The following is a 23,777-nucleotide window of genomic DNA, read 5'->3' as shown; positions in this document are numbered from 1 at the left end:
TATAATTAATAATACAGAAGAAATTGAAAATACTGTTAGTTGAAGATAACCTGTTAAATCAAAAAGTAGTCTGCTTTCATTTAAGAAAATTTGATTACGACGTTGTTGGTGTTACAAATTGGAAAGACGCAATGAAAGAAGTAGCCGACAACCGTCCAGACTTAATATTAATGGATATAATGCTTCCGGAAAAAAACGGCTTTGAAATAACTGCAGACATCCGCGAATACGAAAAAAGCACAGGCATTAAACAAGGAGTTCCCATTGTGGCGCTTACAGCTAATACCCTTGATAACGACAAAGACAAATGCTTGCAGGCGGGCATGAATGAGTATTTACCCAAACCCTTTTCGCCTGATGAACTTTACGCTGTAATTGAACAATTTACTACACCTGGTAAATGAGTGAAGAACTGGATATAAGAGGAAATTTTTACCCGGATACAGAACGGGAACTTGACCGTAAATTGCGGCCATTGTCATTCAACGATTTTAAAGGGCAGCGCCAAATTGTTGAAAACCTGAAAATTTTTGTAAAGGCAGCTGCCATGAGAAACGAAGCACTCGACCATGTTTTGTTGCACGGCCCACCCGGACTTGGAAAAACAACACTATCGAATATTATTGCCAGTGAATTGGGAGTTGGAATAAAAATTACATCAGGGCCTGTTCTGGACAAACCCGGAGATTTGGCAGGTCTTCTTACCAATCTGGAAGAACGAGACGTGCTTTTTATTGACGAAATTCATCGTTTATCGCCCATTGTGGAAGAATACCTCTATTCGGCAATGGAAGACTTCAGAATCGATATAATGATTGATAAAGGCCCCAGTGCGCGTTCTATCCAGTTAGAATTGCAACCTTTTACTCTTATCGGGGCAACTACCCGATCCGGATTACTTACTTCGCCTCTGAGAGCGAGGTTTGGAATTAATTCGCACCTGGAGTATTACGACAATACGGTGCTTACCGGCATAGTAAAACGTTCTGCCCGTATTCTGGATGTGAAAATAACCAATGAGGCTGCAGATGAAATTGCCGGAAGAAGTCGTGGTACACCGCGTATCGTAAATTCATTGTTGCGACGCGTTCGTGATTTTGCCCAGGTTAAAGGGAATGGAAATATTGACATTGATATTACCAAAACGGCTTTAGAAGCAATGAATATTGATGAGCATGGGCTGGACGAAATGGACAACCGTATTTTGCTCTGCATTATTGATAAATTTAAGGGAGGCCCGGTTGGTATTTCTACCATTGCAACGGCAGTGGGCGAAGACAGCGGAACCATCGAAGAAGTTTACGAACCGTTTCTTATTAAAGAAGGTTTTATTAAACGTACTCCGCGTGGAAGGGAAGCTACTGAATTAGCTTACAAACATCTGGGACGAATAAATTATGGCGGAACACCAACGCTATTTTGATTCTATCAGCTCAATTTCGAACATGCGGGGCCACCATTTTCCGGTAACAAAAAGACGTTTGTTTTCAGAATCGTAAGCAATGCCGTTTAGGTAGTCAACGGTGTCATTCTGATTGGTATACATATTTAATATGCCTTCCAGGTTGATTTCAGAAAGCACTTTTCCGGTTTCCGGTTCAATTTGTACAATCAGGTTGGTGGTATAAACATTTGCATAAATAGTTCCGTCAATGTATTCCATCTCGTTCAGGTAGTTTACAACTCCTTTGTTATTAGCTACCTGAACTCTTTTTACTTCGGAAAAATCAGTCGGATTCAGCCAAATTAATTCGTGGCCTCCGTTGTTCATGATCAGATAAGTGCCATCGTTTGTCAGGCCCCACCCTTCTTTTGAGTTGTACGAAAAACTGTCAACCAGGGCAAAATCGCTCAGGTTGTACACAAATCCTTTTTGGGCTCGGTAGGTGAGCTGGTAAATCTTATCGTTGAAAATAGTAATCCCTTCACCAAAATATTTGTCATCCAGGTGGTGTTGCATAATTGTTTCCCCGGTGTTCAGGTTTACTTTAAATAGTCCGGATGATCCATTTTCTCCGGTTCCTTCGTAAATATGCCCGTTGTAGAATTCAAGTCCCTGGGTATAAAACTTATGGTTATGCGGGTAATCTTTTTGTATTGAATAAGAATATTTTTTTGGCGCAATGTCAGAAACAACGTTAAAAGCAACCGAGCGAGTATTGTTCACACCATCGGTTTTTGTAGCTACTACATTCAGTGAGTTTTCTCCTATTTCATTAAAAGTTATATCCGAAACGGTAAAATTAAGCTCGTTGCTTTCTTTTAACAGCTTCCCCTGGTAGAATAACTGAATGTTATCTATTTTTCCGTTTTTGACCTTGGTCTCTACGTTTACAGCAACTTTGTTTCCGTAGATATAGTTTTTGGCTTTTGGAGTAATGGTAATTGTACTAACAGGTTTACGCGAACGCTTTGGCTTGTTTGAACATGAGAAAAAGGTAATAAACAAACTAAAAATTAGTACAAAAGGAAATACAGATTGTTTCATGCCGGCTTTTAATTACGCATTTTAAACTGATTAAAATACTGCTTTTTCGGCATAAAATTAATAAATAAACGAAGTGGTGCAATTGAAGAAGATGTCAAATGAATACTATCTTTGTTTCAAAATTAAACACTTTTGAATCCTTTTAAAAAATTAGCGGGTGACACGGCCATTTACGGCATGAGTAGTATTGTAGGCCGTTTTTTAAATTGGTGGCTGGTTCCGTATTACTCATTTATTTTTATACCCGAAGTTTACGGGGTAGTGACAAACCTGTATTCGTATGTTGCATTTTTTCTGGTGTTGCTTTTGTACGGAATGGAAACCTCCTTTTTCAGGTTTGCATCCAAGAGCAAAAATCCCGAGAATGTTTACTCAACATCACTGATATCAGTGTTTTCAACTTCAGCAATGTTTGTGTTGCTGGCAGCTGCGTTCAGTAAAGAAATTGCTTCGTTTATCAATTATCCTGAGCATTCTGAATACGTGGTTTGGCTGGCAATTATTTTAGGAATCGACGCTTTTACTGCAATTCCTTTTGCCCGGTTAAGGCTGAATAATCGACCCGTTAAATTTGCTGCAGTTAAGGTAATTAACATAGCATTTAATATTGGTTTCAATCTGTTTTTCCTTTCGGTTTGTCCAAAAATATTGCAAGGAAATCCCGATTCAATTGTGCGAATTGTTTACTCTCCCGAAATTGGAGTAGGATATGTTTTTATTGCTAATTTGCTGGCTTCTATAATAACCTTTATTCTGCTTTTGCCGGAAATTTTTAAGGTTTCATTAAAGTTCGAAAAAGAACTTTTGGCACAAATGCTCAGTTACGGTTTTCCAATTTTAATAGTTGGTTTGGCCGGAATGGTTAATCAAAATATCGACAAAATACTTATTCCTTTTTTGGTGCCCGAAGATCAAAACCCCATGTTTCAGTTGGGAGTTTACGGAGCCAATTATAAACTGGCGGTTTTAATGAATATGTTTATTCAGGCATTCAGGTATGCTTTCGAGCCGTTTTTCTTTTCGCGCGGCGAATCAAAAGACGACCCCCAGGTTTACGCCACTGTAATGAAGTACTTTGTTATTTTCGGGCTATTCATTTTTATAGGAATGGTGCTCTTTATCGATGTCATTACATTGGTTATTAGCTCCGGGTATCACGAAGGGTTAAAAGTTGTTCCCCTAATTCTGATGGCAAACCTCTTTTTCGGAATTTATTTTGCCCTTTCGCTGTGGTACAAATTAAAAGACATGACGAGATACGGCGCATATATGGCATTAACAGGTGCAGCCATTACACTGGCCTTAAACTTTTTATTGATACCTGTTTTTGGGTATATGGGATCGGCCATCGCAGTATTTATATGTTATCTGGCAATGATGATAATGTCCTATTTTATTGGGCAAAAGTATTACCCGATTCCGTATGATTTAAAGCGAATTGCCACCTATTTTTTAATTGCTGTAGCCATTTACGGTTTATCGTGGTTCTCAGCCTCATTGCCAACCGTATTAAAGTTTTCTGTGAACACTTTGCTTTTGTTTGCTTTCGTTTATGCTGTTTATAAGCTGGAAAAAAAGCAGTTAAAACGATTATTTAATCGAAATCTGACAAAATAAATGAATTAAATATCAAAAAGTATTAATTTTGCACGAATGAAAGAGTTGAGAGGAAAGACTATTGCCATTGCCAGTGACCACGCAGGTTTCGACAAGAAACAGGTTATCATCAGGTTTTTTAATGAAAACAATATTTCGTATAAAGACCTTGGCTGTTATTCAAATGAAAGTTGTGATTACCCCGACTTTGCCCATCGTATTGGCGATGCCATCGATAAAGGTGAATATGAAATTGGCATTACCTTTTGCGGAAGCGGTCAGGGAATAAATATAACTGCAAACAAACATCAGAATGTACGTTCTGCGTTATGCTGGAAACCGGAAATAGGAGCATTGGCCAAACAACACAACGATGCTAATATTTGCGCAATTCCTGCTCGTTTTGTTACTGACGAAGAGGCCGTAGAAATTGTAAAAGCTTTTCTGAATGCTGAATTTGAAGGTGGGCGACATGCCCGTAGAATTGAAAAAATTCCTTTGAAAAAGTAACGCAGAAATGCTCATTTTGATGGAATAGAATTTAAAATTATTGATATGCTGTCTAATACTTGTAAATATGCATTAAGAGCCCTGATTTATCTTGCGAAGTTTTCGAAAGAGGAAAAAATGATCGGGATAAAAAAAATCTCAGAAGACCTGAAATTGTCTTCACCTTTTCTGGGCAAAATTTTGCAAAACCTGGTAAAACAAAAATTGCTGGTTTCAACCAAAGGTCCCAATGGCGGATTTGCTCTGGCAAAACCAGCGAGCGAAATCACCTTGTGGGATATTGTTACTAAAGTAGATGGTGAGGAGTTTTTTACAAATTGTCTTATCAGATTGGAGCCGTGTCGTACACACGACCCGTCCAAACCTTTGTGCCCTGTGCATTCGCAGTACGATAGCTTACGTAACGAAATAGGTCAGTTTTACCATGGAACTACCCTGGCAATTGTTGGAAAAGACATTGAAAAGTACGAAGACCTGGTAAAACTCTAAGAACGCCACTTAAAAGTATTTTTCCCATTTTCTGCCCGACACAAAAAAGTAAAAGAAAAACGCCGCTGCGAAAATGCCGGCGCTGTTTGCGATAAAATCGTACAGGTTACTGCTTCTCGATGCTGATATCATGTGCTGCGTTCCTTCCAGAATTGCTGCAAAAAGCAGAGAAATAGCAGGTGCGTAAAACAAATATTTTGTTTTTAGCTTTTTAAAAGGCACAAAAAGTAACAGGCAAAACATAAAGAACAGTCCAAAATGGACAAGTTTGTCGAAATGGGGAATACTTAAAAATGGTTTTTTGGGTAAATCGTTGGCAGGGACAAACAGTCCGTAACAAATTATTGCTAACCAGATTAAGGGTTTTATGAAAATTCTTAATATCATCAGGTGTATTTTCATTAACACTGCAAAGTAACAAAAATCTATGGCAGGAATTTATATACATATCCCTTTTTGCCGGCAAAAGTGTTACTACTGCGATTTTTATAAAACAGTAAATGTCACTCAAACAGATAGCTTTATTGCTGCCTTAAAAAAGGAGGCAGCGCTTCGAAAAGCTTACATCGCAAAAGAGAAAGTAAAAACAATTTATTTCGGAGGAGGAACGCCTTCGGTGTTAACCGGCTCTCAGTTGTCGTTTATTATGAAGTTTTTGAACTACTATTTTTCGGTTACGCCCGATGCTGAAATCACCTTCGAAGCAAATCCCGATGACCTTACAAAAGAGTACCTTCATGTACTTAAAAATGAAGGAATAAACAGATTGAGCATCGGAATTCAGTCGTTTCAGGATGAATTTCTGAAAAAAATGAACCGCAGGCACAATGCCGAACACGCAATAGAATCGATAGAAAATGCAGCGTCTGCCGGGTTTTCAAATCTTAGTGCCGACCTTATTTACGGGTTACCCGGATTAACCCAACAGCAATGGAAAATGAGCCTGCAGCAAATGTTCAGCCTTCCGGTAGAACACCTTTCTGCTTACCACTTAACCTATCACGAAGGAACTCCTTTCTACACCTGGCTGAAAAAAGGTACATTGAAAGAGCTTGCTGAAAACGAAAGTGTAAATCAGTTTAATTTACTGCTCGACGAAACTGCCAAAGCAGGTTTTGAGCAATACGAAATTTCCAATTTTGCACAAAACGGAATGTACTCCAAACACAATTCGGCATATTGGACAGGCGAAAAATACCTCGGACTGGGGCCATCGGCTCATTCGTTCAACGGAGTTTCGCGCCGTTGGAACATTGCCCACGTAGACGGTTATTTGCGTGGCGTCGAAAATGAATCGGGTTGGTTCGAAGAAGAACAACTTTCTGAAAAAGATAAGTTTAACGAATATATTTTAACTCGAATTCGGACCAAATGGGGAATTTCTGTCCGCGAGATTAGCGAACGGTTCGGTAACGAAATTGGCAAGCAGGTAAAAACCATTGCAGGTAAATTTCTTCAATCCGGAAAAATGATTGAAAATTCCGGAATTTATACCCTCACCAGAGACGGGCTTTTTGTTTCGGACGACCTGATGACCGATTTTATGATTATTTGATTGTTAACCAAATGTTTGAATGGTATTTCAATGAGATAAATATTGTTAATGAATATGGGGTCTGTTCTAAAAATCCTATCTTAGCGGGTCTTTAAAAAAAGCTGATAATGATAATTAAAATAGTAAACGAGTCGAACAACCCGTTGCCCGAATACAGTACAGAAATGTCGGCCGGAATGGATTTACGCGCCTATCTGGAAGAACCGGTTGCTCTGAAACCAATGGAAAGAAAACTGATTCCGACAGGACTATATATCGAATTGCCAAAAGGTTTCGAGGCGCAAATAAGACCCCGAAGCGGACTGGCCATCAAAAAAGGAATTACCGTATTAAATTCTCCGGGAACAATTGATGCTGACTACCGGGGCGAAATAAGGGTGATTGTAATTAACCTTTCGCAGGAAGAGTTTATTATTGAAAGCGGCGAACGCATTTGCCAGATGGTTGTTGCGTCACACGAAACCGTGGAATGGAAACCCGTGGAAGTGTTAAGCGAAACACAACGAGGAGCAGGTGGTTTTGGGCATACCGGGAAAAACTAGAAGAATGAGAAAAACAACGATAAAGTGGTTTGTGCTGTTCCTTTTTACAGGTTTGCTTTTTGCTTGCTCGGGAACGAAAAAAGCCGTTAAAACAGAAAAAGCAGACGATGCGCCATCGGAGGCACAGGTAAAAACTGAAAAACCTCCGATAGAAGAGCAGAAACAAATGGAGTTTGATTATCTGTTTGTGGATGCTATCAAAGAAAAAAGTTTAGGCAACAGGCAAAAAGCCATTCAGCTTTTGTCAGGCTGCCTCGAAATAGATCCCAATTCTTCGGCTGCGATGTACGAGCTGGCAACATTACATGCCGACAATAACGATTTTACCAGCGCTTCGTTGCTGCTCGAAAAAGCCATTCAGCTTAATCCGGAAAACAAATGGTACAGTTTGTTACTGGCGCAGATTTACCAGCAAACACGCCGGTTTAACGATGCAGCAATTATTTATGACAAGCTTTTGCAGAAAGAACCCGACAACCTGGAGTTTTTGTATATGAAAGCGGCTCTGCTTGCCGGTTCAGAAAAAAATACGGAGGCAATTGTTGCTTACAATAAGCTGGAGGAAAAACTTGGCGTAAACGAACAGATTTCGGTTGCAAAACAACAACTCTATGTGAAAAACGGAGAGGTTGAAAAAGCGTTCGGAGAAATTGAAAAACTGATTGAGAGTAATCCCGAAGAACCAAAATATTACGGGTTAATGGCTGATCTTTTTCAAAGCCAGGGTGACTCTGTAAACGCGCTTAAATACTACAAAAAAATTAAAGAAATTGACCCCGAAAACGGGTTTGTACATTTTTCGCTAGCTAATTATTACCTGCAAAACGGGCAGCCCGAAAAATCTTTTGAAGAAACAAAAAAAGGTTTTCGGAGTAACGAAGTTGATTTGCAAACCAAACTTCAGTTGTACCTGATGTTGACCGCAAATCCTGCGCAATCGGGAATTAAACCGGAGCAGGAAAAAGAGCTTGTCGATATTTTGCAGGAGGCGCATCCAAACGAATACCTCGTGTATACCGTAAAGGCCGAAAGCCTTTTAAAAAGCGGAAAGCTGAAGGAAGCGCGTTCAGAGCTTTTGGAAGCTACCAAAATGGAAAAAAACGATTATGCGCTTTGGGAACGGGTATTGTTTATTGACAACGATTTGCAGGACTGGCAAGGTTTGTACAGCCACAGCAACCAGGCAATGGAATTGTTTCCCAACCAGCCGCAGGTTTATTTCCTCAATGCAGTAGCCTGTATTCAGCTCGAAAAATATGACGAAACAGCTTCTATTGTTGACGAAGGACTCATGTATGTTGTAGACAATAAACGGCTGGAAGGCCAGTTCCTGATGCTTAAAGGTGAGGCGCTTTACAAAACCGGGAAAATGAAAGAAGCTTTTGGTTTGTTTGACAAATCAGTGGATTTGGATCCGGAAAACTACATTGCCCTGAATAATTACGCATACTATTTGTCGCTTACCGGAGACAGCCTCGACAAAGCAGAGAGAATGAGCGGAAAAGTAATCGAACGTTTTCCTGAAAATTCGACTTATCTTGATACCTACGCATGGGTTTTGTTTAAAAAAGGCGAGTACAAACTGGCAAAGTTTTATATGGAATCTGCCATAAAAAATGATAAAGACCAAACTGCTACTCTTCTGGAGCATTACGGAGATATTCTGTTTAAGCTTGAGCAGACTGACGAGGCAGTAAAGTACTGGGAAAAAGCCAAAAACATGGGCGATGTCTCAGAGCTTTTGGACAAGAAAATAAGGGAACGAAAATATTTTGAAGAGTAGATGAAGAAGCTATTTTTGACCGGGCGCAGCAGTATTTTTATTTTGTTTTTGGTTGTTGTGGCATTTTCTTCGTGCCGCACTTCCCGGGATATTTCATCCGGCGCAATACGACCTTTGGCAGCCGAAAGATTGCTGGAACAGGTGGAACAAAATGCGTTTGATTATTCCGATTTGACCATTCGCAGGATAAATGTGCAGTTTTCAAACAACAACTCAAAAACCAGTTTTAGGGCTAATCTGAAAGCCGTAAAAGACGATAAAATTCTGGCTTCCATTAGCAAAATCAATATTCCGGTAGGAAAGGTTCTGCTTACTCCGGATCAGTTAACCTACGTTAATTATATTGACCGGAATTATTTTGAGGGAGACTATTCGTTTTTAAGTAATTTGCTGAATTTCAATCTCTCTTTTGAAACCATACAGGCCATTATTTCCAACAATGCGATTTCCTATCACTCTAAAAATCAAAAATTCAACTCTTTTATTGAAGACGGAAAATATGTTTTGCAGTCGGCAAATAAGCAACAGAGCGTAAAAACAGGGAGGTTGAAGAATTTTTTTTCCGGACTTGGCCTGCACGAACTAAAGTCTGAAGAGAATACAGAAAACAGTCTTGTTCAGACCATGTATTTCAATCCTCGAAATTTTACGCTGGAAAAACTGGTTTTTGATGATCCTGAAAATGACTGGCACCTGGAGGCGAATTTTAGAGATTTTGAACGCGTTGAAAAGAAAGATTACCCGGGAACCATTAATGTGAAAATGATGTCGCCCGACGAAACAATAGAGCTGAAAATAAAGTTGAACGGTTTTTCTACCGAAACAATCGATTCAATTAATTTAAATATTCCTGACAGTTACAAACGAATCAGGGCGCGCTAGCGTTTTATATAGAAATCCGGAAATCCATCGGGATATGAGGACACTGGTACTAGCAGGCATATTCATATTTTTACAGGCTTCTGCAATGGCGCAGTCGCTAACTGACTTGCAGCAACAAAAAGAAAAAGCAGCAAAGGAAATAGAATTAACTGCCAGTTTGTTAGGCCAGATTCAACAAAAAGAAAAAGCGTCTTTAAGCGGGTTGCAGCTGATTAACAGCAACATTAACCGGCGCAACGTTTTAATATCGAATTTTAACGCCGAAATAAAGCTTTACCAGGAGTTTATTCAAAACAATACGCTTGCTGTTGATTTGCTTTCAGAAGACCTCGACAAGATGAAGGAAGAATACGCCAGGCTTATCAGAATGGCGTACCTCTACCGAAATGCCCAAAATCAGTTGTTATTTTTGCTTTCTGCCGAGAATTTTAACCAGGCTTACCGCAGGTTACTATACATGAGAAGGTATACTTCGTTCAGAAACAACCAGGCTGCCACCATGAAAACAATGCAGGCTTTGTTGAATGAAAAGGTTGAAAAACTGGAAACTCTGAAATCTACCCGGCAACAACTACTGGCAGAAACCCGCAACGAAAATCAGAAGCTAGCGCAGGAAAAAGCCATTCAAAACCAGGAAATTCAGCAATTAAAAAGTCAGCAGCGCGACTTGCGCCGGCAACTGGCACAGCAGCGGCAGATTGAGCAGCAGCTGGAACGGGAAATTCAACGAATGATAGAAGAAGAAGCCCGCAAAAACAGAGCCGCCGGAGAGCCGGAGTACGCACTTACGCCTGAGCAAAAGCTGGTGGGCGAAAAGTTTGAGCAAAATAAACAACGGTTGCCGTGGCCGGTAGAACGGGGAATTGTTACCGAAAAGTTCGGTATTCATCGTCATCCGGTTTTGGAGAATGTGCAGATACGAAATAACGGAATTAATATTGCGACGGAAATTGGAGCCGGAGTGAGAGCTGTCTTCAACGGAGAAGTATCACGTGTATTTGGTATCTCAGGCGGCAATTCTGCCATTATTATTCGTCACGGGAGTTATCTTACGGTTTATTCCAATTTGCGCGAGGTAACCGTAAAAAAGGGCGATAAAGTAACTACGCGTCAAAAAATAGGCACCGTATTTACCGATTTTGAAGATGGTAATAAATCAGTCCTCAAGTTTCAAATTTGGCGCGAAAATCAAAAATTGAACCCTGAGGACTGGATCAGCAGATAGTTTTATTTTGATACCACATAATAAGCTGCAGTGGTAAAAAAATTCCGAACCCATGGAATTGCTGAAATCAGGTGTATTTGCCGGCGTGGTTTTAATCCGAATTTAGTTTCGTAATTGGGGTTAATCAGAAAAAATGTTCGTTTATCAATCGAGTAGTTTTCTTTTTTCAGAATTCGTTCTAAACGTTCAATCGAAATTCCTGTTTCTTTAATTTCCATTAAACTTTCCACCCGCGCCTCATTTTTTTCAAATGTTTTTAAAACCTGCCTGTAAACTGGTTTTGGAAGCAGATGAAAATACGGAAGTTTTGATAAAAATTTATTTTGACAAACCTGCTGGTGTCCTCCAAAAGGGTTTTGCCACGGCGGAAATCCCAAAAACAATTTGCCGTTTGGTTTCAGAAACTTTTTCACATAAACCAGAAATTTTTCCTGATTTGGGATGTGTTCAATCACATCGCGCATTACAATTATATCGAATTTTTTTCCGTCCAAATCTGTTTGGTAAATGTCGCTGCAAAAGAGTTGAAGGTTCTGTTTTTGCGGGTGATCTGCAAAAAACTCTCTGGCCAGTTCAACTCTTCCGCACGAAATATCTACACCTGTTGCTTTGCAACCCAAATCCAGAAAAGGTTTCAGGTTTCCGGCTTCGGCACAGCCAATTTCCAACACTTTGATACCCGGCCCTATTTTTAATAAACCGGTTAAGTACGGAATAACATATTTTTTAGTGGTTCGCTCCTGTTCTGCGAAATACCGTTTTTTGTCGTTGTGGCGTTCCTGCATGAATTTTTAAATGTTGGCAACCCGCCGCAGTCCGGGCGTATCCAGAAACTTGATTTTGCGGCCTTGCAGCTCTATCATCCTGTCCTGTTTAAACTCTGAAAGCAGCCTGATAACTGACTCGGTTGCGGTACCTACCATATTGGCAAGTTCCTCGCGGGTGAGCGAAATTTGCAGGGTGTTTTGGTTATCCAGCTCAAAGTTTTCTTTCAACAGCAACAACACTTCCGCAAGCCTCTCCCGAACTGTTTTTTGCGCAATATCGGTAATATAATCGTTGGCTTCCCGCAGTTCACGACAAACAATTTGCAACATGTGGTGCGAAAACTGCCAGTTGTTTTTTATCAGGAAAAGCAGCGTTTGATACGGAATATGGCATAAAATAGCTTCTTCTATAACTTTTGCTGTGGTGCACGCCAGCTCCTGACTCAGCAACGATCGGTAGGCAATAATTTCGCCGCGTTTTGCAAACCTGATGATTTGTTCTTTACCGTCAATCCCGGTTTTAAAAATTTTTACAATACCACGGGTCACACAAAAAAAGCCTGTAAGCCTGCTGCCTTCGCGGTAAATAACAGTTCCTTTTTTGTATAGTGAACAGGTTTTTTCGTAATTCAACCGGTTAAATTCCTCGTCGTCAAGTTTTTTAAATAGTTGGAAACCGCTTAAATCAGTTTCTTCTTCGGTAGGCCGTTTTAAAATACTTCTCATTTTAATTCAAAATATGTTTTAGTTAACTGGATATTGGTTTTCAGATCTGTTACAACTCCCTAAAAATATACAATTTCAATGAATATTCTAAAAACTATTTATATAGATAATTATATATGGTATCTTTGCACTGCAAATTAACTGAAAAACCATTAAAAGAAAAATTTCATGAAACAAGTTGTTGACATGTCGTGGATCGACAAAATGGCTTTTGAAACAGATATGGATGGACATAAGGTTGTTATCGATGCTTCAGAAGAATCTGGTGGTAGCGATTTAGGTCCGCGACCCAAAAAATTAATGCTGACTGCTTTGGCCGGCTGTACCGGAATTGATGTAATTCTGATTTTGAAAAAGATGAAGGTTGTGCCCGAAGCTTTTAATGTAATTGTTGAAGCCGATGATACAGAAGAACATCCCAAACATTACTATAAAGCAAAAATTATATATCAGTTTAAAGGGAAAAACCTGCCCAAAGATAAACTGGAAAAAGCAATTAAACTTTCGGGAGAAAAGTATTGCGGAGTAGCTGCTGTGTACAAAAAGGCCATGGAAATGGAAACTGAAATCAGGATAATAGAATAAGGCAAAAGACTTTATAAGGTGCAAAGCAACGAATTTCGTTGCTTTTTTTATGTTTGAACAAAATAAAGACTTTTTTGTCTTTTATTGTCAACAATTACAAATTTGAAAAAGTATGAAGACAATTGGAAAATTAACAGGTATTATTGCGTTGATCGCCATCTTTTCGGTGCAGGTATTGGCAACAAATTATAATGTCGATAAATCGAAAAGCACTGTAAAATGGAATGGCAAGAAAGTGACGGGAGAGCATTACGGCACCATCAATTTAAAAAGTGGAACCCTGGAAGTGGCAGATAAAATGATTAAGTCAGGTACTTTTAAAATGGACATGACAAGTATTGTTTGTGTGGATATTACAAGCGAATCTACCAACCAGAAACTTGTGGGGCATCTTAAATCGGACGACTTTTTTTCAGTGGAAAAACATCCGGTTTCTACACTGGTGTTGAAAAAAGTAAAAAGCAAATCAGGAAAGGTACATACCTTTTCCGGAGATTTAACCATCAAAGGGATTACTCACCCCGTTACTTTTGATGCAGAGGTTGCGTTACAGGACGAAACTTTGCAGGCAAAAGGAAAAATTGAAGTCGACCGCACATTGTATGATATCAGGTATGGTTCGGGTAAGTTTTTTGACAGCCTGGGCGACAACATGATTCACGATACATTTACGCTCGATTTTGATGTTGTTGCATCCGGCTCATCCGGTATGGCAAACATTAAATAAGGTAATTCCCGTTAAATAAAAAAGAACTGAACCCCGGAGCAATTCGGGGTTTTATTATTAAAATGGTTTTTATGGAAAAGATAGTTCACAGGAGTTCAGAAAGAGGTTTTGCTGATCACGGCTGGCTGAAAGCCACACATTCGTTTAGTTTTGCCAACTATTTCGACAGAAATAAAATTCAGTTTGGTATGCTCAGGGTATTTAACGACGATGTTATCGCTCCATCAAGAGGATTTGGAATGCATCCGCACGAAAATATGGAAATCATCACCATTCCGCTTTTAGGCGCATTAAAACATGCCGATAACATGGGAAATGAAGCAGTAATCACTGCCGGCGAAGTTCAGGTGATGTCTGCCGGAACAGGTGTTTTTCATTCCGAATTTAATGCTTCTGAAACTGAACCGGTAAATCTTTTTCAGATTTGGATTTTTACCGATAAAAATGGTCACCCGCCGCGTTACGATCAAAAACGGTTTTCTCCAGACGAAAGGCAAAACAAATGGCAGCTGCTGGTTTCTCCTGACGGAACAGACGATTCTCTTTGGATTCACCAAAATGCCTTTATTTCGGCGTTCGATTCTACTCAAAATACTGAAACTTTCTACAAACCAAAATCTGCCGGAAACGGAGTTTACATTATGGTTGTTGACGGGGCTGTAGAAGTTGAAGGAACAGAGCTTTTTAAGCGGGATGCCGCCGGTTTTTGGGCATTTGATGATTCGCTAAAAATTCGGTTTAATAAGCCTTCTGGTTTGCTGGTAATTGAAGTTCCCATGGATTAATCTGCATTTTCAACAACCCGGGTTCGTCTTTTTTCGTAGTAGTTTTTGTAATTTAGTTTTTTATTCTAATTCAAATCCTGAAATTATGATGAGATCGATTAACCCTGCCACCGGGGAGATAGTTCAGGCGTTTGAGGCGCATTCTGAAAAAGGGGTTGAAAAAATAATTAATTCAGTAGATAAGTGTTGGCAGCAGTGGAGAAAAACTACGTTTTTCCAACGAAGCCAAATGATGCAAAACCTGGCGACCTTGCTGAAAAGTAAACAGGAAGAACTTGCCCGGCTTATGGCCAGAGAAATGGGTAAAGTATTGCGCGAAGGAGTTGCTGAGATTGAAAAATGTGCCTGGGTTTGTGAATATTATGCGGCACATTCCGAAAACTTTCTGGAGAATGAAACCATAGCCACCAACTTTTCCAAATCGTATGTCAGCTACCAGCCGTTGGGAACAATACTGGCCGTAATGCCCTGGAATTTTCCTTTCTGGCAAGTGTTCAGGTTTGCTGCGCCTACTTTAATGGCCGGAAATACGGCTGTTTTGAAACATGCCAGCAATGTTCCCGGATGTGCAATGGCCATTGAAGACCTTTTTCGTGAAGCCGGATTTCCGGATAATGTTTTTCGAACTTTACTTATTAGGAGCAATTTGGTGGAGGCAGTTATTAAGCACCCCGCCGTTAAAGGCGTTAGCCTCACCGGAAGCACGCCGGCAGGTAAAAGCGTGGCTTCGGTTGCCGGCAGCGTGTTGAAAAAATGCGTTCTGGAGCTGGGGGGCAGCGATCCTTACCTTATTCTGGAGGATGCCGACCTGGTTTCGGCTGCTAAAATTTGTGCTACCGGAAGGCTTCTAAACGCAGGGCAGAGTTGTATCGGAGCTAAACGTTTTATTGTGGTCGACAAAGTATATTCAGAGTTTCTGGAATATTTTACCTACGAAATGAATAAGGCCAACTTTGGCGAGCCCTGGGAGCCGGACATTACCATGGGACCCATGGCTCGGATCGATTTGCGTGATGAATTGCACAAACAGGTTTCCGATTCGGTAAAGAAAGGCGCCGAAGTGGTTATTGGCGGGGCACGGCCAGAACGAAAAGGTGCTTATTATCCACCTACTATTCTTGAAAAAGTGAAGCCCGGTATGCCGGCATACGACGAAGAATTGTTTGGTCCGGTAGCGTCGGTTATTCGGGTAAAAGACGAATCTGAAGCCATTTCTGTGGCCAACGATACTGCTTTTGGCCTGGGCGCTGCTGTGTTTTCGAAAAACCTGAAACGAGCTGAACACATTGCAGAGACACAATTGCAGGCCGGATGTTGCTTTGTAAACGACTTTGTAAAATCTGATCCCCGGCTGCCGTTTGGCGGGATTGGAGAGAGCGGATTTGGCCGGGAACTATCTTCTCACGGAATCAAGGAGTTTATGAATGTAAAAACAATTGTAGTAAAATAAGCTGCAGAATAAATTTTGATCTAGATTAAAATCAATTGTTCTTTTTGAAAATGCAACTGTACTGGCTTTTTCTGTACGGCCAAACCGACCATATTTTGCGACCGAGAAACTGCCCCATGAAAAAGCTTCCCAAAAGGAAAGGCGCCAGTGACCATGTTAATTCGAGGCTGTGAAACTGGCGAATGAGAATAACCAACGGCACCGGGGCGTGAATGGCAATAAACCAGCAAAGCGACAGTTTTTGAAGCCCGCCACGCAGATACCCAAATGGCAGATTTATAATAATAGTGGCCACGCAGGTGTAAAATATTCGCCATTCGAGGCTCAGCATGTTTGTAAAAAACAGGGTGTGGTTGGCTACGAGGCTCATTTGGGTTCCGGTTTAAAGTGAATCCAGTCTATTCCTTTTTTCAACAGGTTCAATGTTTCCTCCTCGAAGCTTCCGGATTCGGGGGAGTAATTGTACTCCCAGGCTGCGTTTGCCGGAAGGCTGGTGAGGATTGATTCCGTATTTCCTCCCGATTCCAGTCCGAATTTTGTGCCGCGGTCATTAATCAGGTTAAATTCCACGTACCTGCCGCGCCGCAATGCCTGCCATTTCTTTTGACGTTCGGAGTAGGGGCGGCTGCCGTATTTTTTCATGAAACCGGTATAAACGGCCGGGTAGAGTTTTGCCAGGCTAACCGTAAATTCAAAAAGTTTATCAAACTCCACAGGCTGTCCGGGTTTTAATCGATCGAAAAAAATACCGCCCACGCCACGGGTTTCGTTCCGGTGAGGCAGGTAGTAGTAATTGTCGGCCCACAGTTTAAATTCGGGGTAGAAACCGGTGTTAAACTTATCGCAGGTGTTTTTTAATGCCAGGTGAAACGCAGCGGAGTCTTCCGGATTAGCGATGTGTGGAGTCAGATCAATTCCCCCGCCAAACCACGAAATATTGTTGTCTACGGCAAAGTACCGTACGTTCATATGGATGATTGGCATCCACGGGTTTTCGGGGTGCAGAATGGATGAAATTCCGGTAGCGGCGTAATTTTGTGCTTTTTCTCCCAGCAGGTTTTCCATTTGCGGCGTCATTTTTCCTTTTACAAACGAAAAGTTAACTGCTCCTTTTTCAATAATGTTGCCTTTTTCGATAACAGCAGTGGTTCCTCCGCCAATCTCTTTTTTCCACTGGTTGCGCGAGAACACTCCTTTTCCGTCCGCTTTTTCCAGGCTGTTGCAAATTTCCTGTTGAAGCGTCTGGTAGGTTTCTGCTATGTGTTGAATTTTGTCCATTTTCCCTTTTCTACATACAATAGATGGAAACACCAATTCACAGAAAAAGATTAAAAATTTTTAGTGATTTGGCGTTTCTTTTTCTATGTGTTTTGTTTCCAATCTGCGGTTTTTACCCAGTTGGCCAAAAATTTTGCATTGTCGTATGGAAGTCCGGGGATGAAACCATGCCCCAGGTTAAAAATCCAGTTTTGGTTTTTACTTCCAAATTCGAGGTAACTGTTCAGCGTGTTTTTAATTTCGTTTTGCTCAGCAAACAGCAGGCGAGGATCGATGTTGCCCTGCAGACCGATTTGCGGGTGCACCAGCTTGCGTGCTGCCGGCAGCGATGTTTGCCAGTCGATGCTCAGAAAATCGCAATGCTCAGGCGTTATTTCGGCAATGCCGGTTCCCAGTCCTTTCGGGAAAAAGATGAACGGAATGTTTTCTTCCCGAACAGCAGTAGCAATTTGTTTTGTTGCAGGCAAAAACAACTTTTTATACAGTTCGAAAGGCAGTAATCCGGCATGGGTATCAAAAAGTTGGAAAACCTCTGTTCCGTGTTTAATTTGTTCTTTTGCATAAATTATAGAAAGCCCGGTAATGGCATCCACCAGTTTTTTTGTGGCTTCCGGATTTTGATAGATAAATTTTACAGCATCCGGAAAATCACCTTTTCGCCCAAGTCCCTGCAACATAAACAGCAGCACGGTGAGTGGCGCTCCGCAGAAACCAATCAGTGGAATATTTGCAGGCCGGGTTTTAATAATTTCATCAATTACGTTGTAAATGTAGTCGAGCTTCGATGGGTCAGGGTTCAGGCTTTCCAGCGGATTGTCCCGCTGGGCAAGCGGTTTTTCAAAAACCGGTCCGGCGTCGGTAAAATCGAGCCCCATTCCCATGGCGTAGGGGATAACCAGAATATCGCTGAACAGAATAGCGGCATCCACTCCCAAATCGCGAACAGGCAGAAGGGTTACTTCTGCTGCTACCTTCGGGTTTTGCATCATTTGCCAGAACGTATATTTTTCCTTTATTTTCAGATACGATGGCAAAACCCTGCCTGCCTGGCGCATAAACCAGACCGGAGGGCGCGAAGTTGCTTTTCCTTTTAACGTTTGCAATAAAATGGGTTCCTGCATAATTATTCTTTCAGTTTTTTCATGGCCATGTAACTGGCTTCAACCGTTTTTTGAATATCCTCTTTGGTGTGTGCTGCCGAAATAAAGCCGGCTTCATACTGCGATGGTGCCAGGTAAATTCCATTTTGCAGCGACATTTTAAAGTAGTTGGCAAAACGGGTGGTGTCACATTTTTTTACATCAGCAAAAGATTTTACGCTGTTTTCTTTTGTAAAAAACAGTGTAAACATGGAACCTACCCTGTTGATTACTCCATCAAAACCAAGCTCTTTCATATTATTTTGCAGACCTTCTTCCAGTGAGGCAGAGGTGTTTTCCAGGTTATCGTAAAAATCGGGTGTTTTGTCCAGCAGGCGCAACGTGGTAATTCCGGCAGCCATTGCCAGCGGATTCCCGGAAAGTGTTCCTGCCTGGTAAACCGGGCCTTTGGGCGCCAGCATATCCATAATTTCCTGCTTGCCGCCATATGCACCAACGGGCAGCCCGCCGCCAATTATTTTACCAAATGTGGTTAAATCCGGAGTGATGCCAAGCAATTCCTGTGCGCATCCTTTTTTTATGCGAAAACCGGTCATCACTTCATCAAAAATGAGAACGGTTTTATTTTCGTCACAAAGTTTTCGCAATCCGTTGATGAATATTTGGTCCGGAATAATAACGCCCATGTTTCCGGTGATTGGTTCGAGAATTACAGCTGCAATTTCATTTTTGTGATCTTCAAACAGCCGTTCCACCGAGGGCAGGTCATTGTATTGGGCAATTAGTGTATCATGTGCCGTTCCGGGTGTTACACCCGGCGTGTTGGGCGTTCCGAAGGTCAGAGCGCCCGAGCCGGCCTGAATCAGGAAACTGTCGTTGTGACCGTGGTAGCAACCTTCAAACTTGATTACCAGGTTTCGGCCTGTGTAGCCCCGCGCCAGACGCAACGCGCTCATGGTAGCCTCTGTTCCGGAGTTAACCATTCTAACCATGTCAATGGAAGGTACCAGCTTTTTTATGAGTACTGCGATTTCGGTTTCCAGCTCAGTTGGTGCCCCAAAACTGGCTCCCAGCGCAGCTGTTTCCTGAATGGCTTTTACCACATCTGGATGTGCGTGGCCTAAAATCATTGGTCCCCACGAACCAACATAATCGATGTATTCATTCCCGTCGATATCGGTAATTTTGGAACCCGACGCTTTGGCAATAAAAGGCGGGTTTCCGCCCACGCTGCCAAACGATCGAACAGGGGAATTTACGCCTCCAGGAATGTGTTTTTGTGCTTCGTGAAATGCTTTTATGCTTTTATCAAATATCATTATTTGTTTTTTATAAATCCTGAATAATTTCCTGAGTGTGGTACGAAATGATGATGTCGGCGCCGGCGCGTTTCAGTCCGGTAAGCAGTTCGTGTACAATTCGTTTTTCATCAATCCAACCTTTGGCAGCTGCGGCTTTCACCATGGCAAATTCGCCACTTACGTTGTATGCAGCTACCGGCATGTTAAAGGTATTTTTCACCCTGAAAATGATGTCCATGTAATTTAAAGCGGGTTTTACCATTACAATGTCAGCGCCCTCTTCAATGTCGAGCTCTACTTCGCGCAGGGCTTCGTCTCCATTTGCCGGATCCATTTGGTAAGTTTTGCGGTCGCCAAACTGCGGCGCACTTTCTGCTGCTTCGCGAAACGGGCCGTAAAATGCCGAGGCGTATTTTGCAGAATATGCCATGATGGGAGTGTTGAAAAAACCGTTTTGGTCAAGCGCAGTTCGAATAGCCTGAACACGGCCGTCCATCATGTCGCTGGGGGCAACCATGTCAACTCCGGCTTCGGCCAGAGAAACAGACTGTCTGGCCAACGTGTCCAAAGTCATGTCGTTGTGTACATCGCCGTCTACAATGGTGCCGCAGTGCCCGTGTGTGGTGTATTCGCAGTTGCAAATGTCTGCCACGAGATGCAGGCCGGGAACCTCTTTTTTCAGCGCCCGGACAGCCTGTTGTACAATTCCGTTGTGCTGGCAGGCTACTTCACCTGTTTCATCTTTTGTTTCCGGAATTCCAAACAGCAGAACAGATTGAACGCCTTTGTCGTATAATTCCTTTCCTTTTTCTACCAGTTTATCAACCGAAAGTTGCGAGTTGCCGGGCATGGAAGAGATGGGATTGTCAACGCCTTTGCCGGGGCAAACAAATAGCGGCATCATTAAATCGTTACGGGTGAGGGTGGTTTCGCGTACCAGGTTGCGTATTACTTCTGAATTGCGCAAACGACGGAGTCTTGTTACAGGAAATGTCATGATTATGTTTTTTAAGTTTTTGAAATATAATAATTTAATATGGACTCAACGATTCCTTTTGATGAGCTGTTTTCTGCTACAATCAAAGGGTGGAATCCGTTGTTGATGGCAGCGCCGGCAGTAATATCGCCAATGCATGCCATTGATATATTTTTCAATTTAGGAAATGTTTTTACAAAGTTCCGGATGCCCGATGGACTGGTAAAAATAAGCATGTCGTACCGGTTATTTTTAATGCGTTCTGCAATATTTTTATCCGTTTTCAGGGGCATCTCTGTCTGGTAGATATTAATTCTTGTGCAGTTTGCAACTTCTTTTAAGCTGCTTTGAATTACGGTGCGGGCAAGGTTGCCCACCGGTAAAAGTACTTTCGGTTTTGTTGTTTCTGTTTTTAAACGATTGGCAAATGGTTCGGAAAAATCCTCAGCCGTTGCACCGGGATTTACAAACGCTGCACGGTATCCGAAACTCTCCAGGGTTTCTTTTGTTTTTTCGCCAATTGCAGCAATTTTAAGGTTTTCAGGAAGCTTTTGGTTTCCGTTGATTTCCTGCAAAATTTCAAAAAAAATCCACACGCCGTTGGAGCTTGTCAAAATCAGCCACTGAAATTGATTCAGCCGGGTAAACTGCTTTTTTTCTGTGAAAGACAACTGCGTTTTACTGATTTCGATGAGTGGAAATTCCAAAACTGCAGCCCCTTTTTCAGTTAATAAACAGTTTATTTCGTTTGACATGCCTGCAGGTCGGGTTGAAATAAATACTTTATTTTGAAGCGGTTGGTTCATTGTTTCCTTATTCCGTCCAATATTTTTGCAGCGCCCCTTTCAATGAGTTTTTGCGCCAGTTTTTCGCCGGTGGCTCTCGAATTGGAAACTAAACCTGTTTCTGTTTCAGTGAGGAATGCTGTTCCGTCCACCGATGCAACAAAGCCGGTTAACGTAATAGTGTCGCCGTTTATTTGGGAATAGCATCCTACGGGAACCTGGCAGCCGCCTTCGATGGCACGAAGAAATCCGCGCTCAGCTTCGCCTGCATTCCAGCTTGGAACATGGTTGATGGCAGCTAGTAATTCATTAGTAGCAGCATCGTCAGCTCGCGATTCGATGGCAATAATTCCCTGGCTGGCCGCCGGGATAATCGTTTCAGGATGAACGATTTCGGTAATGTATTTATCGAGGTCCAGCCGTTGCAGCCCGGCAGCAGCCATAATCATAGCATCGCAATATCCTTCCTCCATTTTCTGAATCCGGGTATTCACATTTCCGCGAATATCAATAATATTGAAGTTTTTATTGAAGCGTAAAAGGCCGGCTTTTCTGCGTAAACTTGAGGTCGCAATTACGTCGTTTTCTGTTAGTTCATTCAGCTTCCGTCCGTCTTTGCTAACAAGCGCATCTCTGAACTCACCCCGTTTCAGTACCGCGCCGAGCGTTAATCCTTCGGGAAGGGTAGTGGGCAGATCTTTCAGGCTGTGTACGGCAATGTCCACTTCATTTGCCAGTAGGGCATTTTCAATTTCTTTTGTAAAAAGGCCTTTGTCGCCGATTTTTGAAAGAGCCACGTCAAGTATTTTGTCACCTTTGGTTTTAATAACAACAATCTCAACGGTGATTTTAGGGAATTTTTCGTGCAACTCTTTTTGGGTTAATTTGGCTTGAAAAAGAGCAAGCTGGCTCCCCCGGGTGCCAATTTTTATGGTTTTTTTATTCATGGAAACAGTTATTCGCTAATGCTAAAAAGTTCGTTGACTAACTTCAGTGTTTCGGTTTTTTTCCCGTTGGCGGTCATCTCTTTCAGGTTTTTAATGAACAGGCGGGTGTACTTCTGCGCCATGTGTTTTGAAAACTCACCAATGGCCAACTGAATTTCTTCCGAGTTTACTTTGTTGTATCCGGAAAGCTCTTCTTTGGTTACTTTCTGTAAATTGTATGTAATGGTTTCTATGGCCGGCCTGAGCGAGCGGCTGGCTAACCATTCGGAAAATTCGGTACTGATTTCTGCAATAATTTCGTTGGCTGTGTCAATGCTGTCTTTTCGTTTTTCCATGTTGGTGCTGATGACTTTCTGAAAATCGTCGATGGTAAACAGTTGAACAGGAGCCAGTTCTTCAATTTTTTTATCGATGTTGCGCGGCACCGAAATGTCGATAAATACCTGTTGGTCGTTGTTTCTTGTTTTTAATGATTCCTCAACCATTTTGCGGGTTACCAGTGGCACTTTTGAACCGGTCGCAACAATTATTATATCGTAAAGAAACAAATGGGCAGGCATCTGTTCAAACGGTAACAGCGTGCAGTTGTGCTTTTCCGAAAGTTTGCGCGCCTTCTCTTCGGTGCGGTTGGTAACGGTAATTTTCGGGTTTCCGTTTTTGTGAAAATTTTGTAAAACCAGGCTTCCTGTTTCGCCAGCGCCAATCATCAGTACCCGTTTGTTGGAGAGGTCGCTAAACAGGTTAATGCATTTTTGAACCGCCGCTCCGCTTACCGATGTAGTTCCCATTTTTATCCGGGTTTCGGTGCGAACTCGTTTTCCGGCTTCAAACGATTTTTGGAACAGTCGCATTAAAACCGCATCAGTAAGAGCAGCTTCGGTGCAAAGCATGTAGGCCTCTTTTATTTGCCCGATGATTTGGTCCTCGCCAATAATCATGGAATCAATACCTGAAGAAACCTCGAAAAGATGTTTTACGGCGTCGTCGTCGGCATAACTGTAGAATGTATGCCAGTACTTGTTTTCAATTCTTTTGAAGTGTTTTAGCGTTTTGTATACCAGTTTGGCAGCCAGATGAAACCCGTATTTATCTTGCGAAAAATAGATTTCGGTGCGGTTGCAGGTCGATAAAACCACAAGGTCGGAAATGCCGGTTTCTTTTTGCAGAAGTTCCGAAAAGGAGATGATTTCTTCTTTTGCCAGCGAAAATTGTTCTCGTACTTCAACGGTTGAAGTTTTGTAACTTATTCCTATAAGGCCTATCATAATTGTGTTTTACTG

The 23,777-nt window shown here is 41.7% G+C and carries 26 protein-coding genes; 14 read left to right on the top strand and 12 right to left on the bottom strand.

All coding sequences use genetic code 11. The annotated features are described in order from the left end of the window. The first annotated feature begins 23 nt into the window (after positions 1–23). Entirely contained in the window at positions 24–404 is a 381-nt protein-coding gene (locus BUB08_RS16635; RefSeq protein ID WP_073003044.1) for a response regulator, read from the top strand. Then, positions 401–1,423 carry a Holliday junction branch migration DNA helicase RuvB gene (gene ruvB / locus BUB08_RS16630; protein ID WP_073003043.1) on the top strand — a complete coding sequence of 341 codons (1,023 nt, stop codon included), beginning with the start codon at positions 401–403 and terminating at the stop codon, positions 1,421–1,423. Before BUB08_RS16635 ends, ruvB begins: the two co-directional genes overlap by 4 nt. On the opposite strand, the gene BUB08_RS16625 is transcribed toward ruvB, so the two are convergent. After that, the gene (locus BUB08_RS16625) at positions 1,415–2,488 is read right to left on the bottom strand and encodes a glutaminyl-peptide cyclotransferase (protein WP_073003042.1); all 1,074 of its coding nucleotides are present in this window, start codon (positions 2,486–2,488) and stop codon (positions 1,415–1,417) included. The genes ruvB and BUB08_RS16625 overlap by 9 nt on opposite strands. A 132-nt stretch (positions 2,489–2,620) precedes the next feature. Here BUB08_RS16625 and BUB08_RS16620 point away from each other — a divergent pair, with 132 nt between their 5' ends. Genes BUB08_RS16620 through BUB08_RS16610 form a run of 3 tightly spaced genes read left to right on the top strand, consistent with a single transcriptional unit; the run spans position 2,621 to position 5,083 of the window. Beyond that, a complete protein-coding gene (locus tag BUB08_RS16620; protein WP_073003041.1) occupies positions 2,621–4,105 on the top strand; it encodes an oligosaccharide flippase family protein in 1,485 nt (494 codons plus the stop codon). Positions 4,106–4,141: 36 nt separating this feature from the next. Continuing rightward, entirely contained in the window at positions 4,142–4,594 is a 453-nt protein-coding gene (locus BUB08_RS16615) for an RpiB/LacA/LacB family sugar-phosphate isomerase (RefSeq protein WP_073003040.1), read from the top strand. A gap of 45 nt (positions 4,595–4,639) precedes the next feature. Next, on the top strand, positions 4,640–5,083 hold the full coding sequence (locus BUB08_RS16610; RefSeq protein WP_073003039.1) for an RrF2 family transcriptional regulator: 444 nt from the start codon (positions 4,640–4,642) through the stop codon (positions 5,081–5,083). A gap of 9 nt (positions 5,084–5,092) precedes the next feature. Here BUB08_RS16610 and BUB08_RS16605 read toward each other — a convergent pair whose 3' ends face one another. Then, entirely contained in the window at positions 5,093–5,470 is a 378-nt protein-coding gene (locus BUB08_RS16605; protein ID WP_139249768.1) for a VanZ family protein, read from the bottom strand. 40 nt (positions 5,471–5,510) lie between these two features. Here BUB08_RS16605 and hemW point away from each other — a divergent pair, with 40 nt between their 5' ends. The 5 genes from hemW (at position 5,511) to BUB08_RS16580 (ending at position 11,070) form a co-directional block, all read left to right on the top strand. Then, positions 5,511–6,638 carry a radical SAM family heme chaperone HemW gene (gene hemW, locus BUB08_RS16600; protein WP_073003037.1) on the top strand — a complete coding sequence of 376 codons (1,128 nt, stop codon included), beginning with the start codon at positions 5,511–5,513 and terminating at the stop codon, positions 6,636–6,638. Positions 6,639–6,745: 107 nt separating this feature from the next. Continuing rightward, positions 6,746–7,180, top strand: a complete 435-nt coding sequence (gene dut / locus BUB08_RS16595) for a dUTP diphosphatase (RefSeq protein WP_073003036.1) — start codon at positions 6,746–6,748, stop codon at positions 7,178–7,180. 4 nt (positions 7,181–7,184) lie between these two features. Continuing rightward, positions 7,185–8,963: a tetratricopeptide repeat protein gene (locus BUB08_RS16590; protein ID WP_073003035.1), complete on the top strand. Its 1,779-nt coding sequence runs from the start codon at positions 7,185–7,187 to the stop codon at positions 8,961–8,963. Beyond that, positions 8,964–9,845: a lipoprotein insertase outer membrane protein LolB1 gene (locus BUB08_RS16585; RefSeq protein WP_073003034.1), complete on the top strand. Its 882-nt coding sequence runs from the start codon at positions 8,964–8,966 to the stop codon at positions 9,843–9,845. A 34-nt stretch (positions 9,846–9,879) separates the two neighbouring features. Next, entirely contained in the window at positions 9,880–11,070 is a 1,191-nt protein-coding gene (locus tag BUB08_RS16580; RefSeq protein ID WP_083570821.1) for a murein hydrolase activator EnvC family protein, read from the top strand. Between the two features lie 2 nt (positions 11,071–11,072). Here the strand turns inward: BUB08_RS16580 and BUB08_RS16575 are convergent, their stop codons facing one another. Both BUB08_RS16575 and BUB08_RS16570 read right to left on the bottom strand, forming a co-directional pair. After that, on the bottom strand, positions 11,073–11,855 hold the full coding sequence (locus BUB08_RS16575; RefSeq protein WP_073003032.1) for a class I SAM-dependent methyltransferase: 783 nt from the start codon (positions 11,853–11,855) through the stop codon (positions 11,073–11,075). Between the two features lie 6 nt (positions 11,856–11,861). Continuing rightward, a complete protein-coding gene (locus BUB08_RS16570; protein ID WP_073003031.1) occupies positions 11,862–12,563 on the bottom strand; it encodes a Crp/Fnr family transcriptional regulator in 702 nt (233 codons plus the stop codon). A 168-nt stretch (positions 12,564–12,731) separates the two neighbouring features. Here BUB08_RS16570 and BUB08_RS16565 point away from each other — a divergent pair, with 168 nt between their 5' ends. The 4 genes from BUB08_RS16565 (at position 12,732) to BUB08_RS16550 (ending at position 16,110) form a co-directional block, all read left to right on the top strand. Further along, positions 12,732–13,148, top strand: a complete 417-nt coding sequence (locus BUB08_RS16565) for an OsmC family protein (protein WP_073003030.1) — start codon at positions 12,732–12,734, stop codon at positions 13,146–13,148. Between the two features lie 112 nt (positions 13,149–13,260). Further along, positions 13,261–13,875, top strand: a complete 615-nt coding sequence (locus BUB08_RS16560; protein ID WP_073003029.1) for a YceI family protein — start codon at positions 13,261–13,263, stop codon at positions 13,873–13,875. A gap of 71 nt (positions 13,876–13,946) precedes the next feature. After that, the gene (locus tag BUB08_RS16555) at positions 13,947–14,660 is read left to right on the top strand and encodes a pirin family protein (RefSeq protein ID WP_073003078.1); all 714 of its coding nucleotides are present in this window, start codon (positions 13,947–13,949) and stop codon (positions 14,658–14,660) included. 85 nt (positions 14,661–14,745) lie between these two features. After that, positions 14,746–16,110: an NAD-dependent succinate-semialdehyde dehydrogenase gene (locus tag BUB08_RS16550; RefSeq protein ID WP_217651641.1), complete on the top strand. Its 1,365-nt coding sequence runs from the start codon at positions 14,746–14,748 to the stop codon at positions 16,108–16,110. A gap of 31 nt (positions 16,111–16,141) precedes the next feature. Here BUB08_RS16550 and BUB08_RS16545 read toward each other — a convergent pair whose 3' ends face one another. The 8 genes from BUB08_RS16545 to hemA all read right to left on the bottom strand — a co-directional run bounded on the left by BUB08_RS16545 (position 16,142) and on the right by hemA (position 23,762). Further along, positions 16,142–16,480 (bottom strand): hypothetical protein, encoded by a 339-nt coding sequence (locus BUB08_RS16545; protein ID WP_083570820.1) that lies wholly within the window; start codon positions 16,478–16,480, stop codon positions 16,142–16,144. Further along, the gene (gene hemF, locus BUB08_RS16540) at positions 16,477–17,388 is read right to left on the bottom strand and encodes an oxygen-dependent coproporphyrinogen oxidase (RefSeq protein WP_073003027.1); all 912 of its coding nucleotides are present in this window, start codon (positions 17,386–17,388) and stop codon (positions 16,477–16,479) included. The genes BUB08_RS16545 and hemF overlap by 4 nt, the downstream gene beginning before the upstream one ends. An 83-nt stretch (positions 17,389–17,471) precedes the next feature. Next, on the bottom strand, positions 17,472–18,509 hold the full coding sequence (gene hemE, locus BUB08_RS16535) for a uroporphyrinogen decarboxylase (protein ID WP_073003026.1): 1,038 nt from the start codon (positions 18,507–18,509) through the stop codon (positions 17,472–17,474). A 2-nt stretch (positions 18,510–18,511) separates the two neighbouring features. Beyond that, on the bottom strand, positions 18,512–19,807 hold the full coding sequence (gene hemL / locus BUB08_RS16530) for a glutamate-1-semialdehyde 2,1-aminomutase (RefSeq protein WP_073003025.1): 1,296 nt from the start codon (positions 19,805–19,807) through the stop codon (positions 18,512–18,514). A gap of 10 nt (positions 19,808–19,817) precedes the next feature. Further along, a complete protein-coding gene (gene hemB, locus BUB08_RS16525) occupies positions 19,818–20,786 on the bottom strand; it encodes a porphobilinogen synthase (protein ID WP_073003024.1) in 969 nt (322 codons plus the stop codon). Between the two features lie 11 nt (positions 20,787–20,797). After that, positions 20,798–21,520: a uroporphyrinogen-III synthase gene (locus tag BUB08_RS16520; protein WP_175550031.1), complete on the bottom strand. Its 723-nt coding sequence runs from the start codon at positions 21,518–21,520 to the stop codon at positions 20,798–20,800. A gap of 47 nt (positions 21,521–21,567) precedes the next feature. Further along, complete coding sequence (gene hemC / locus BUB08_RS16515) at positions 21,568–22,497, bottom strand: hydroxymethylbilane synthase (protein WP_175550030.1); 930 nt, start codon at positions 22,495–22,497, stop codon at positions 21,568–21,570. An 8-nt stretch (positions 22,498–22,505) separates the two neighbouring features. Further along, positions 22,506–23,762: a glutamyl-tRNA reductase gene (gene hemA, locus BUB08_RS16510; RefSeq protein WP_073003021.1), complete on the bottom strand. Its 1,257-nt coding sequence runs from the start codon at positions 23,760–23,762 to the stop codon at positions 22,506–22,508. Between the last annotated feature and the right edge of the window lie 15 nt (positions 23,763–23,777).

The organism is Mariniphaga anaerophila (assembly GCF_900129025.1).
Classification (GTDB): Bacteria; Bacteroidota; Bacteroidia; order Bacteroidales; family Prolixibacteraceae; genus Mariniphaga; species Mariniphaga anaerophila.
The sequence above is the reverse complement of the archived record's forward strand: the minus strand, read 5'-3'. Positions and strand labels throughout refer to the sequence as shown.

What these genes read in the sequence shown, in the direction of transcription:
- ruvB (WP_073003043.1), top strand. Translation starts at nt 401, where the DNA reads ATGAGTGAAGAACTGGATATAAGAGGAAATTTTTACCCGGATACAGAA.
- BUB08_RS16625 (WP_073003042.1), bottom strand. Translation starts at nt 2,488, where the DNA reads ATGAAACAATCTGTATTTCCTTTTGTACTAATTTTTAGTTTGTTTATT.
- BUB08_RS16615 (WP_073003040.1), top strand. Translation starts at nt 4,142, where the DNA reads ATGAAAGAGTTGAGAGGAAAGACTATTGCCATTGCCAGTGACCACGCA.
- BUB08_RS16610 (WP_073003039.1), top strand. Translation starts at nt 4,640, where the DNA reads ATGCTGTCTAATACTTGTAAATATGCATTAAGAGCCCTGATTTATCTT.
- BUB08_RS16605 (WP_139249768.1), bottom strand. Translation starts at nt 5,470, where the DNA reads ATGATATTAAGAATTTTCATAAAACCCTTAATCTGGTTAGCAATAATT.
- hemW (WP_073003037.1), top strand. Translation starts at nt 5,511, where the DNA reads ATGGCAGGAATTTATATACATATCCCTTTTTGCCGGCAAAAGTGTTAC.
- dut (WP_073003036.1), top strand. Translation starts at nt 6,746, where the DNA reads ATGATAATTAAAATAGTAAACGAGTCGAACAACCCGTTGCCCGAATAC.
- BUB08_RS16590 (WP_073003035.1), top strand. Translation starts at nt 7,185, where the DNA reads ATGAGAAAAACAACGATAAAGTGGTTTGTGCTGTTCCTTTTTACAGGT.
- BUB08_RS16585 (WP_073003034.1), top strand. Translation starts at nt 8,964, where the DNA reads ATGAAGAAGCTATTTTTGACCGGGCGCAGCAGTATTTTTATTTTGTTT.
- BUB08_RS16580 (WP_083570821.1), top strand. Translation starts at nt 9,880, where the DNA reads ATGAGGACACTGGTACTAGCAGGCATATTCATATTTTTACAGGCTTCT.
- BUB08_RS16575 (WP_073003032.1), bottom strand. Translation starts at nt 11,855, where the DNA reads ATGCAGGAACGCCACAACGACAAAAAACGGTATTTCGCAGAACAGGAG.
- BUB08_RS16570 (WP_073003031.1), bottom strand. Translation starts at nt 12,563, where the DNA reads ATGAGAAGTATTTTAAAACGGCCTACCGAAGAAGAAACTGATTTAAGC.
- BUB08_RS16565 (WP_073003030.1), top strand. Translation starts at nt 12,732, where the DNA reads ATGAAACAAGTTGTTGACATGTCGTGGATCGACAAAATGGCTTTTGAA.
- BUB08_RS16560 (WP_073003029.1), top strand. Translation starts at nt 13,261, where the DNA reads ATGAAGACAATTGGAAAATTAACAGGTATTATTGCGTTGATCGCCATC.
- BUB08_RS16555 (WP_073003078.1), top strand. Translation starts at nt 13,947, where the DNA reads ATGGAAAAGATAGTTCACAGGAGTTCAGAAAGAGGTTTTGCTGATCAC.
- BUB08_RS16550 (WP_217651641.1), top strand. Translation starts at nt 14,746, where the DNA reads ATGATGAGATCGATTAACCCTGCCACCGGGGAGATAGTTCAGGCGTTT.
- BUB08_RS16545 (WP_083570820.1), bottom strand. Translation starts at nt 16,480, where the DNA reads ATGAGCCTCGTAGCCAACCACACCCTGTTTTTTACAAACATGCTGAGC.
- hemF (WP_073003027.1), bottom strand. Translation starts at nt 17,388, where the DNA reads ATGGACAAAATTCAACACATAGCAGAAACCTACCAGACGCTTCAACAG.
- hemE (WP_073003026.1), bottom strand. Translation starts at nt 18,509, where the DNA reads ATGCAGGAACCCATTTTATTGCAAACGTTAAAAGGAAAAGCAACTTCG.
- hemL (WP_073003025.1), bottom strand. Translation starts at nt 19,807, where the DNA reads ATGATATTTGATAAAAGCATAAAAGCATTTCACGAAGCACAAAAACAC.
- hemB (WP_073003024.1), bottom strand. Translation starts at nt 20,786, where the DNA reads ATGACATTTCCTGTAACAAGACTCCGTCGTTTGCGCAATTCAGAAGTA.
- BUB08_RS16520 (WP_175550031.1), bottom strand. Translation starts at nt 21,520, where the DNA reads ATGTCAAACGAAATAAACTGTTTATTAACTGAAAAAGGGGCTGCAGTT.
- hemC (WP_175550030.1), bottom strand. Translation starts at nt 22,497, where the DNA reads ATGAATAAAAAAACCATAAAAATTGGCACCCGGGGGAGCCAGCTTGCT.
- hemA (WP_073003021.1), bottom strand. Translation starts at nt 23,762, where the DNA reads ATGATAGGCCTTATAGGAATAAGTTACAAAACTTCAACCGTTGAAGTA.